Source organism: Sphingobium sp. FW305-3-2-15-F-TSA7, from assembly GCF_058787155.1.
In genome coordinates, this window is the sequence record NZ_JBYSZM010000069.1 from 1 (window position 1) to 10,377 (window position 10,377).

General features: G+C 65.5%; 10 protein-coding genes. All 10 read right to left on the reverse strand.

The genetic code is table 11. The annotated features are described in order from the left end of the window. Nucleotides 1–61 precede the first annotated feature (61 nt). The gene (locus AC3WN8_RS29825) at nucleotides 62–418 is read right to left on the reverse strand and encodes a RidA family protein (RefSeq protein ID WP_492673167.1); all 357 of its coding nucleotides are present in this window, start codon (nucleotides 416–418) and stop codon (nucleotides 62–64) included. 14 nt (nucleotides 419–432) lie between these two features. After that, on the reverse strand, nucleotides 433–2,835 hold the full coding sequence (locus AC3WN8_RS29830; RefSeq protein ID WP_492673168.1) for a TonB-dependent receptor: 2,403 nt from the start codon (nucleotides 2,833–2,835) through the stop codon (nucleotides 433–435). 62 nt (nucleotides 2,836–2,897) lie between these two features. Continuing rightward, entirely contained in the window at nucleotides 2,898–3,659 is a 762-nt protein-coding gene (locus tag AC3WN8_RS29835) for an SDR family NAD(P)-dependent oxidoreductase (RefSeq protein WP_492673169.1), read from the reverse strand. Continuing rightward, nucleotides 3,656–4,237 carry a nuclear transport factor 2 family protein gene (locus AC3WN8_RS29840; RefSeq protein ID WP_492673170.1) on the reverse strand — a complete coding sequence of 194 codons (582 nt, stop codon included), beginning with the start codon at nucleotides 4,235–4,237 and terminating at the stop codon, nucleotides 3,656–3,658. Before AC3WN8_RS29840 ends, AC3WN8_RS29835 begins: the two co-directional genes overlap by 4 nt. A 24-nt stretch (nucleotides 4,238–4,261) precedes the next feature. Next, nucleotides 4,262–5,005 carry an SDR family NAD(P)-dependent oxidoreductase gene (locus AC3WN8_RS29845; protein WP_492673171.1) on the reverse strand — a complete coding sequence of 248 codons (744 nt, stop codon included), beginning with the start codon at nucleotides 5,003–5,005 and terminating at the stop codon, nucleotides 4,262–4,264. A 158-nt stretch (nucleotides 5,006–5,163) separates the two neighbouring features. Then, nucleotides 5,164–6,354: an MFS transporter gene (locus AC3WN8_RS29850; RefSeq protein ID WP_492673172.1), complete on the reverse strand. Its 1,191-nt coding sequence runs from the start codon at nucleotides 6,352–6,354 to the stop codon at nucleotides 5,164–5,166. A 71-nt stretch (nucleotides 6,355–6,425) separates the two neighbouring features. Next, on the reverse strand, nucleotides 6,426–7,658 hold the full coding sequence (locus tag AC3WN8_RS29855; RefSeq protein WP_492673173.1) for an acyl-CoA dehydrogenase family protein: 1,233 nt from the start codon (nucleotides 7,656–7,658) through the stop codon (nucleotides 6,426–6,428). Between the two features lie 3 nt (nucleotides 7,659–7,661). Further along, entirely contained in the window at nucleotides 7,662–8,708 is a 1,047-nt protein-coding gene (locus AC3WN8_RS29860; protein WP_492673174.1) for a phosphotransferase, read from the reverse strand. Further along, the gene (locus tag AC3WN8_RS29865; protein WP_492673175.1) at nucleotides 8,701–9,624 is read right to left on the reverse strand and encodes an SDR family NAD(P)-dependent oxidoreductase; all 924 of its coding nucleotides are present in this window, start codon (nucleotides 9,622–9,624) and stop codon (nucleotides 8,701–8,703) included. The genes AC3WN8_RS29860 and AC3WN8_RS29865 overlap by 8 nt, the downstream gene beginning before the upstream one ends. Nucleotides 9,625–9,644: 20 nt before the next feature. Further along, a partial coding sequence (locus AC3WN8_RS29870; RefSeq protein ID WP_492673176.1) for an acyl-CoA dehydrogenase C-terminal domain-containing protein occupies nucleotides 9,645–10,377 on the reverse strand: 733 nt, incomplete at its 5' end.

A 10,377-nucleotide genomic window follows, 5' to 3' on the forward strand; every position in this document is an offset into this window, starting at 1 on the left:
CCTCTCCCCAACCCTCTCCCCCTGAAGGGGGAGAGGGAGCAGAAGGCATTACGCCTTGTCCTCAATCCACCGCCGCAGTCACCGCGATCTCCAGCGCGTAGAGCGGTGAGGCCAGCCCGACCTGCAACGTCGTGCGGGTCGGTGCGCAACCGGGGACGATCCATGGGTCCCAGGCCGTATTGAGTTCGGGCAGCACCGCCATGTCGGGCAGATACACCGTCGCAGTCAGCAGGCGCGATCGATCGCTTCCCGCCTCGATCAGCAGCGCATCGATGCGTTCGAGCACCTCGCGCACCTGATCCGCCACGGCACCACCGCGATGGTCGATCGCCACCTGGCCCGAAAGATAGGCGACGCCGCCGTGCACGACGGCGCCACTCATCCGGGGATTGGCCGCCAGACGTTTGATTTCAGCCATTCCCCATGGTTCCTTCAGAAAGAATAGCGCAGCGAGGCGCCGTACATGCGCGGCTCGTTGTAGATGCGCTGGTTGATACCGAGGCTGGAATTGATCAGCGACGCACCGCCGATCTTGTACTGGGTATTGGTCAGGTTGGTGACGTAGAATGCCAGGTCGAACCGGCTGCCCGCCACCTTGCTCCAGTCGAAGTGCAGGTCGATCGTGTCGGTCGGCGACTGGCGGCTTTCGCCGTCATAGACGTTCGCGCCGCTGGGCAGGGTGATGAACGGCACCAGCCCCAGGATCACCGAGCTCTTATGCGCCCAATTGGCCGACAGCTCGACCTCGCCGATCGAGTCGGGCAGCGGCAGCGTGTAGCGCGCGTTGATGTTCAGCTTGTGCTTCGGCGTGAACGGGAAGATGCGGCCGCCCTGCTCGGTCGGCGCGTTGGTCACCGGATCGCGGCGCGAATAGTCGAGGAACGCGCCGTATTTCGCCTTGGTATAGGCATAGGCGACCATTACGTTGAACGCGCTGGTCGGTGCGATCGTCACTTCGGCCTCCATGCCCTTGATCTTCGCCGACGCCGCGTTGACCAGCGCGCTGACATTCGCCGTGCCGACACCGAAGGTCTGGTTCAGCTGCGCGTCGTCGAGCCATTGATGATAGGCGGCCAGATTGGTGCGGACGCGCCAGTCGCCGAGCCGGAAATCCGACTTGAGACCGACCTCGACGTCGCGGATCGTCTCGGGCTGATAGGAGAAGAGCGAGATCGCGTTGGGGATCGGCGGATTGGCGACGAGCACCGGCGCGGCGAGCGGATTGGTGCCGCCGGCGCGATAGCTCTGCCGATGCGCGACATAGATCATCGTGTCCTGGGAGATCTTGTAGTCCAGGCCGATGGTATAGGCATCGCTGCTCGCTTTGGCCTCGAACGCGGCGCGACACGGATCGGCCTGGGCCGGGTTCGCGACGACCGTGCCGGTCTGGCCGGTCACGCAACGGCCACTCGTTACCTGATACAGAGTGAGCGCGCGGCTGTCCTTGGTCCAGCGATAGCCGGCCGATGCGGTGAGCCCTTCGAGCCCGCCGCCGAACGCGTAGCTCACATTGCCGAATACCGCGCGCGACGTATCGTCGATATACTGGTTCGCATCGGTCACCGATCCGAAGACCGAGGACTGGTGCGAATAATTGGCGGCGGGCGTATCGAGGTCGGCGGCGAAGAAGCCGACGATATATTTCAGGCGATCGTCGAAGGCCTGCCCCTGGAATTGCAGCTCGTCGGAGACCTGACGGATATTGAGGCCCCAGGGCTGATCGGCATCGCGCGCGTTGCAGGACGCGGCATTGGCGCAGGTGTCGAAATGCAGGATGGTCAGCGCCGATCCGTCATAGTCGAAGCGGTTGAGCTGCTTGAACCGGCGATAACCGAAGATGTTCTTGAAGGTCAGCCCATCGGCGATCTCGACCGTCGTGATGTTCGAGATGCCGAAGGATCGTTTGCGATCGATACCGTCGACATTGCTATAGGTGACGCGCGGCCCCGCCGCCTTTTGCTGCGCGAGCGCGGCCTGTACCGTGCCGCCGAACAGCGTCGGGATCAGCGCGGCCGGATTGACCGCCGCCAGGATGTTCGAACTGCCATTGGTGGTCGACCGGAAGATATCCGCGACCAGGATGTTCGAGAAGCCGTCCACCGGCTCCCACAATATCGATGTCCGGCCGCTGAAGAAGCTGCGGTCGTCCTGGTATTTGCGGGTCGTGGCATTGTAGGTAAAGCCGTCGCGTTTCAGCGCCTTGGCCGCGAACCGGACGCTGAGCGTGCTCGTGATCGGAATGTTGATCGCGCCCTCGATCCCGCGATTCTCGTAATTGCCGTATTCGACCGCGAGATAGCCGTTGAAATCCTCGCTCGGCCGTCGCGGTTCGAACAGCACGGCGCCGCCCGTCGAGTTGCGGCCGAACAAGGTGCCCTGCGGCCCCTTCAGTACCTGGACGTTCTGCAGGTCGTAATAATAGCCGGGCCCGCCGCCATCGCCGATCGGCAGCGGCACCTGCGCGAAATAGGCGGGCACCGTCACCTGCTGGCCGGAGATCGACGCGCCGGATCCGGACTGGCCGCGAATGACGTAATTCTCCTCGTCGCGGCTGCTCTGCGCAGACGTCAGCGCGGGCACGATCTTGGAGAGGTCGACGGCATTGCTGATCCGCTGGCTTTCGAGCGCGTCGCCCGAAAAGGCCTGAACGGCGATCGGAATGTCCTGAAGCGCTTCTTCGCGACGCCGGGCGGTCACGACGATATCGGCGATTCCCTGGTCGCTCGTCGCCCCGGCGTCCTGCGCGGGCTGGCCCGCCTGTCCCTGGGCGAACGCCGGGTTTGCGAACACACATGCGGCGGCAACGCCGCAAAGCAGATAATGCAGCTTCCTCATCGATGTTTCCCTCTCCGTTGTCGCGCATTGTTCTTGTTGGCTGGGCCGCGCGTGGCCCCGGATCATTCGTTCAATCGTGGTGCGATCAGCCCTCCGTCGATGGGCACGGCTGCGCCGGAAATGTACGAAGCGTCGTCCGACAGCAGGAAGGCGATGGCCTTGCCGAACTCGTCGAGCCGGCCGACGCGGTCGAAATGCGAGAGCCGGTCGAGATAGGCCTGGCGTTCGGGCGTGCGGCTGGGATGCGGCGGATTACCGAGCACCACCGCGTTGACGTTCACGCCGTGACGCGCGACTTCCTTCGAGACCGAGCTGACCAATGCATGCAGCGCCAGCTTGCCCGAGGCATAGGCGCTGCCCGATTCCTGCCCCAGCACCGCCGAGATCGAACTGACGCAGACCACCTTGCCATAGCCGCGCGAGACCATGCCGGGCAGCAGTGCGTGGAGCAGCATCGCCTGCGTGAAGAAGTTCATCTCGAAGATGGCGCGGAAATGCGCGAATTCGGATTTGGCGAACTCGGCCCAGGGCGTCATCGGCGGACCGCCACCAGCATTGTTGGCCAGCAGGTCGATCTTGCCGTGCGCTTCATTGGCCTCCGCGACGAGCGCCTGGATGAACGCGGGTTCCATCACGCTGCCGAGATGGGTGGTGACCAGAACGCCGTGCGCACGAAGCGCCTCGGCGCTTTCCTCCAGCCGCCCCTCATCGACATCGTTCAATGCAAGCGCGCAGCCGCCCTTTGCCAGTTCCGCGGCGGTCGCCGCACCGATCCCACGGCCCGCGCCGGTGACCAGCGCGACACGTCCGGCAAAGCGGCTCATGCCGCCGCCTTTGCGCGCGGATCCGAGAACATCGGATTGGCCGCATTGTTGGTCCAGATCTGGTGGCGGGTGAAGCGCCAGTCCCCGGTCGCCCGGCTGAAAGTGAACAGATAGGTGCCTTCGTGCAGGCCGTGATGCCATGCGCCGTCTTCCTGGCCGACCAGCGCCATCTGATAATGGCACAGCGCCCAGGCGGACTGGTCGTCGTCGGCGATGCGGACGATCTGGGTGCCGATCAGGTGGCGGATCTCCAGCCCGACGATCTTCGTGAGATCACGGGGCGGGGCGACGACACCTTCGCGCCGCGGCAGCGCCGGCTTGGCATGAAGCCCGATCAGATTGTCGCGTCCCTTGACGGTCTCGTCCAAGGTGCCCGTCATCACGCGTTCGATATTCTCGTCGTAGAGGCGTTCGAGAATGTCCCAGCCGCGGCTGTCGCACGCGAACGCATATTCGTGGATCATCTCCTGGATGCGCATCTTGTCCGACAGGAACTGGAGCTTCTCGTCGACGGTCGTGCGCGGGCGCTCGATCGCCGGTGTCAGTTCGCGCCAGCAGGCATAGGCGTCGTAAAGCACTCGTCTCTCCTCATTTTCCGTATCTCAGATGGGTCCGGCGCGCCCCCCCGCGACGTTGATCAGTTCGCCGTTGATGAAGCCGGCATCGTCGCTGCACAGGAACGCCGCGGTCGATGCGATCTCCTCGGGCCTGCCCAGCCGGCCGACGAGCGACAATTTCGACATGAAGGCGATCTCCTGCTCGGAGCGGTTGCGCTTCATCAGCGGGGTCAGGATCGGGCCGGGCGCGATGCAGTTGGCGCGGATGCCCTCCGCCGCATGGTCGATCGCGAGCGAGCGGGTGAGCGCGATCACGCCCCCCTTTGCGGCGACATAGGCGGGATTGCGCCCCATACCGGTTACACCCGCGCCCGATGCGACATTGACGATCGATCCGCCGCCCGCCGCGGCGATCGCGGGAATGGCCGCGCGGCACATCAGGAAGGTGGAGGTCAGGTTGAGGCGGACCCAGAAGTCCCATTCCTCTTCGTCGAAATCGACGACGGTCTTGCCGGGCCGGCTGCCGCCGACGACATTGATCAGGAAGTGAAGCCCGCCGAAGCGTTCCTGCGCAAGCGCCACCGCGCGTGCTGCATCCGCAGCGCTCGTCGCGTCGGACACGAGGGTTTCGATTTCACCGGACACATCCTGCACGGTTTCGGCGAGCCCGGCCTCGTCGAGATCGGTCGCGACGACCTTTGCCCCGCGTTCGGCGAACAGCCTCGCGGTCGCCTGGCCGATGCCCGCGCCGGCGCCTGTGATCAGCGCGACCTTGCCGGATAGCTGCATGCGATCTCCCTCGTCGGGAGCGCGACGCCGGACGCACGAAATCGACGTGGCGATCGCGCCGCGCAGCTTTCGGCAGACCGGGAATCAGGCCCCTCATCCCTCGCGACTCTGTGGCCGCTAATATATCTATCTCTTATATGATAGATACCAAAAGGCAATCACCTTCTTTGGTGGCGCGCCCACATGACGAGCGCGGCGATGATCAGTGCGCCGGCCGCGAAGAGGAAGGCATTGTGGATGCCGACGACCGCACGCAGCGGCGTCATCAGCAACGGGTTCACGAAGTCGGCGATGTAGAGCACCGTGAATTCCAGCCCGACCGCGCGGGCGCGCAGGTTCGGCGGGACGCGGTTGAGCAGGATGCCGCTGATATGCGGCGGGATCATGCCCCCGCCGCCGCCCGACAGCGCTGCGCCGACCGCGAGCATCCAGATCTCGGTCGAGAAACCGATGACCGCGAGGCCGGAGGCCATCATAACGGTGAGCAGGATCTGCACCCCGCGCTCGCCCAGCCACGCATAGAAGCGGCCATAGCATCCGCCGAAGATACCGCCGGCGAGCACGCCCGTCGCGATCACCACCGACCGGATCAGCGGACTGTCGACACCGTCCTCGGCGAGCAGGAACGACAGCTGGATCGACGTCATGAAATAGCCGACGAACAGGAACATCGCGAGCGCGTAGATCGGCCACAGGCCGACGAGCGGCTTGAGCGACACCCGCTCGCCCTGTTTCACGGTGCGTGCCACGCCCTTGGGCAGGCCGCCGATGACGAGGAACAGAATGAAGAAGGCGAAGATGTAGAGCAGGAACGGCGCACGCCATCCCCCCGATTCAGCGAGCAGCCCCGACATGAGTAGGCCGCTGACCGCGAACACACCGGCGACCGCGCTTTGATAGCCGAGCAGCCTGGCGCGGGCGACGCCCTCGAACCAGGAACCGACGACCACGCCGATCGCGGTGCCGATCTGCGCGACGAAAAAGCCGAGCATGAAGCGCGACGCCAGCAACAGGCCCAGGCTTTCGATGAAATAGCCGCTGACGCCCATGATGCCGTAGCAGAGCAGCGCGCCGATCAGGACGGGCCGCGGCCCCCAGCGCTCGACCGAGAAGCCGCCGGCGATACCGCCGAAGATCACGCCGATCGCGGGCATGGTGAGGATCATCTGCGCGGCGAACGCGCCGCCCGTCCGCCCGCCGAAATGCTCCGCCATGGAGGGAAGGACGGGGCCGAGCGCTGCGAACATCAGCGCCATCAGCGGCGCACCGCCGACCAGAACCGCCCGGGACGCGCCGCCGCGCCATCCCATGGGAATACCGACAAAGGCCGGCTGCATGCGCCCGTCCATAGACTCTCCCTCTTTCTTTTATATCTTTGATATTATCTCGCTCTCCTCGAGATGGAAGCGCTAAAAGACGATCAGCGCGCGGCGGCGCGACGATATTCCAGCCTGGCGATGGCGCGGTTGTGGACCTCGTCGGGTCCGTCGGCGAGGCGGAGCGTCCGGGCGAGTGCATAAGCGGCGGCGAGCGGGAAATCGTCGCATACGCCCGCCCCGCCATGCGCCTGGATCGCGTCGTCGATCACCTTCAGCGCCAGACGCGGCCCCGCGACCTTGATCATCGCGATCTCGAGCTGGGCCACCTTGTTGCCGACCTTGTCCATCATGTCGGCCGCCTTCAGGCACAGCAGCCGCGTCATCTCGATCTCGGTCCGCGCCTCGGCCACGCGCTGCTCCCAGATCGAATGGTCGGCGATCCTTTTGCCGAACGCTTCGCGGCTGAGCAGCCGCGCGACCATCGCGTCGAGCGCCATCTCGGCAAGCCCGATCGCACGCATGCAATGATGGATCCGCCCCGGCCCAAGGCGTCCCTGCGCCACCTCGAACCCCCGTCCTTCGCCCAGGACTATATTGGCGGCAGGCAGGTGGGCATTATCGAACGTCACCTCGCAATGGCCATGCGGCGCGTCATCGAAGCCGAAGACCGGCAGCGAGCGGCCGATGGTCACGCCCGGCGTATCGACGGGCACCAATATCTGGCTGTGTCGCGCATGGCGCTCGGCCTCGGGATCGCTCAGCCCCAGCACGATCATCAGCTTGCAGCGCGGATCGCCGGCGCCGGAGATCCACCATTTGCGGCCGTTGATCACATAATCGTCGCCCTGCCGCTCGATCCGGGTCGCGATATTGGTCGCGTCCGAACTGGCGACACCCGGCTCGGTCATCGCAAAGGCGGATCGGATCCGGCCGTCGAGCAAAGGCTCCAGCCAGCGCGCCTTCTGTTCCGGCGTACCGTAGCGGTGGAGCACCTCCATATTGCCCGTGTCGGGGGCCGAGCAGTTGAATATCTCCGACGCCCAGGGAATCCGGCCCATCTCTTCCGCGCAGGACGCGTATTCGAGATTGGTCAGCCCCGCGCCGCGATAATCGTCGCTGTCATGCGCGGCCGAAGGCGGCAGGAACAGGTTCCACAAACCCTCGGCGCGCGCCAGTTGCTTGAGTTCCTCGATCACCGGCAGCACGCGCCAACGCGTCAGCCCTTCGGCGAGTTCGGCATGATAGCGCGCCTGCGCGGGCACGACATGAGCCGCCATGAACGCGCGGACCCGATCGCGCCAATATGTCTGGCGCTCCGAATAGGTGAAATCCATCGGTCAGTTCCCCGTTCGCGTCTGTGCCAGGGCAAGCTCGGCGATCCGGTCGAGCTGTTCCGCCGCGGCGGCGGCCTGGGGTGACGACGCGGTGCCACGGATCATCCGCCCCTTGATGCCATGGATGATCGCCGCCAGCCGGAACAGGCTGAAGGCCAGGTGAAAATCGAGCCGTTCGATCCCGTCGCGCCCCGTCCGCCGGCAATAGGCCGCGACATAATCCTGCTCGCTCGGGATGTTGAGCGCCGGCAGGTCGAGGCCCGCCAGCCCGGTCGAGAAGCCTGGCGGCATACGATAGACCATCAGATGATAGGCGAAGTCGGCGAGCGGATGACCGAGCGTCGAAAGCTCCCAGTCGAGCACCGCGATCACGCGCGGCTCGGTCGGATGGAACAGCATGTTGTCGCAGCGGAAATCGCCGTGGACGATGCTGGTCTCGTCGCCCGGCGGGATGTTGGCGGGCAGCCATTCGATCAGCGCGTCCATCGCGGGCACGCGCCCGGCATCTTCATCCTCCAGATATTGGCGCGACCAGCGGCCGACCTGGCGCTCGAAATAATTGCCGGGCCGGCCGAAATCGCCGAGCCCGATCGCGGCGGGATCGATCGAATGAAGCTGCGCGATCGTCGCGTTCATCGCGTCGAAATAGGCCGGCCGCTCCGCGCGCGGCACATCGGGAAAGGCGGTGTCCCAGAAGTTGCGACCCTCGACGAGCTCCATCACGTAGAAGGCGGTGCCGATCACCGCATCGTCCAGGCACAGTCCATAGGGACGCGGTACGGGAAAGCCGATGCCGTGCAGCGCCGAGATCACGCGGAACTCGCGATCGACGGCATGAGCGCCCTTCAACAATATGCCGGGCGGCTTGCGGCGCAGCACATAGTCGCGGGCGGGCGTACGCAGCCGATAAGTGGGGTTGGACTGGCCGCCGGAGAATTGCTCGACGGCAAGCGGCCCGCCGAAATCGGCGACGTTCGCCGCCATCCAGCGTAGCAGGCCGGCTTCGTCGAAACGGTGCGCTTCGCGGACCGGGGCGAGCGTGTCAGCCATTGGCGACGGCAGCCATCAATCCGGGAACGCGCGACAGTTCGTAGAGCGACTGCTCCAGCCCGGTCGGCGGCACCATCTCCCCATTGCGATCGAGGATGCGATCCAGGCCGGCGAGCACGCGCTCCGGCGCATCCTCGCCCGCGCCGACATGGATACCGCGCGTCAGCGTGATGTGTGCCGCCTCGATGCTGCCCGCCCCCGCGCACAGGACGACGCCGCTCGGCGCATCGTCGCAGACCAGGGCGAGCATCGCGGGCGACACCGACGACGGATCGAGTGCCGCAAGCTGCGCCTCGTCCATGATATCCTCGGTCATGCGCGTCGCGGCGGAGGGCGCGAGGCAATTGACCCGGATGTCGTATTTGCGCCCCTCCTGTGAGAGCGTCTTCATCAGCCCGACCAGCCCCATCTTGGCCGCACCATATTGGGCCTGGCCGAAATTGCCGTAGAGCCCGGAGGACGATGTGGTCATCATGATGCGGCCGCGATTCTGCGCGGTCATGATTCCCCACACCGCCTTGGTGCAGTTGACCGATCCCATCAGATGAACCTCGATCACGGTGCGGAAATCGAAGAGATCCTGCTTGGCGAAGGTGCGGTCGCGCAGGATGCCGGCATTGTTGACCAATATGTCGACGCTGCCCCAGGCCGACATGGCCTGATCGACCATCGCCTGAACCTGATCGACATCGGTCACGCTGGCGCCGTTGGCGATCGCCTCTCCACCCGCGCGGCGGATGTCCTCGACCACCGCCTCGGCCATCGTGCCGTCACCGCCGCTGCCGTCGCGCGCGCCGCCGAGATCGTTGACCAGGACCTTCGCGCCCCTTTTGCCGAGCAGCAGCGCATGGGCGCGGCCGAGCCCGCCGCCGGCACCGGTCACGATCGCAACGCGACCGCTCAGATCGATCGGCATGTTTCAAATCCTCCCAATATCTACAGGAAATCGGCCGGCACGGCGGCCACCAGGTCGCTGCGGGCGTCGACGGGCCGGAGCCAGGCGTCGATCCGCGGCATTTCGCGTTCGAAGAAATAGCGGCACGCCCACAGCTTGCCGCCCCTGAACGGCGCGTCGGAGGTCTCCACGCACAGCAGGGCGCGGTCGAGCCATTGCCAGCCGGCAACACCATGACCGAAGGCGCGCAGCAATGCGGTCGCACCGGACGCCATGACCGCCGGGTCGACGCCCTTCAGCCCCTCGACTGCTGCCGCGATCCGTTGCCACCAGGCGTCGAGATCAGCGGCGAGAGACGCCAGTTGCGGTCGAGCGGCGGCGCTCGCCACCGTCTCTGCGATCCGGTCACGCAGAAGGCCCAGCGCCAGACCGTCGCGCAGCTTGCGGCCGACGAGATCGAGCGCCTGGATGCCGGTGGTGCCTTCATGGATCGGGTTCAGACGGTTGTCGCGCCAGAGCTGCTCGACGTCGAAATCGCGGGTGTAGCCGTAACCGCCATGCACCTGGATCGCGATATCGTTGGCCGCCAGGCCATATTCCGATGCCCATGTCTTCGCGATCGGGGTGAGCAATCCCAGCAGTGCCTCCGCCTCCGCATCATGCTCCGCCTCGTCGACCAACTTGGCGCAATAGAGCACGAGCGCCAGCGCCCCTTCGCCATAGCATTTGGCGGCAAGCAGCATGTCGCGCACATCCGGGTGGCCGATTATGGGC

Bases quoted from the DNA above. Each gene is read 5' to 3' on its own strand.
- AC3WN8_RS29825 (WP_492673167.1), bottom strand. From the start codon at position 418: ATGGCTGAAATCAAACGTCTGGCGGCCAATCCCCGGATGAGTGGCGCC.
- AC3WN8_RS29830 (WP_492673168.1), bottom strand. From the start codon at position 2,835: ATGAGGAAGCTGCATTATCTGCTTTGCGGCGTTGCCGCCGCATGTGTG.
- AC3WN8_RS29835 (WP_492673169.1), bottom strand. From the start codon at position 3,659: ATGAGCCGCTTTGCCGGACGTGTCGCGCTGGTCACCGGCGCGGGCCGT.
- AC3WN8_RS29845 (WP_492673171.1), bottom strand. From the start codon at position 5,005: ATGCAGCTATCCGGCAAGGTCGCGCTGATCACAGGCGCCGGCGCGGGC.
- AC3WN8_RS29850 (WP_492673172.1), bottom strand. From the start codon at position 6,354: ATGGACGGGCGCATGCAGCCGGCCTTTGTCGGTATTCCCATGGGATGG.
- AC3WN8_RS29855 (WP_492673173.1), bottom strand. From the start codon at position 7,658: ATGGATTTCACCTATTCGGAGCGCCAGACATATTGGCGCGATCGGGTC.
- AC3WN8_RS29860 (WP_492673174.1), bottom strand. From the start codon at position 8,708: ATGGCTGACACGCTCGCCCCGGTCCGCGAAGCGCACCGTTTCGACGAA.
- AC3WN8_RS29865 (WP_492673175.1), bottom strand. From the start codon at position 9,624: ATGCCGATCGATCTGAGCGGTCGCGTTGCGATCGTGACCGGTGCCGGC.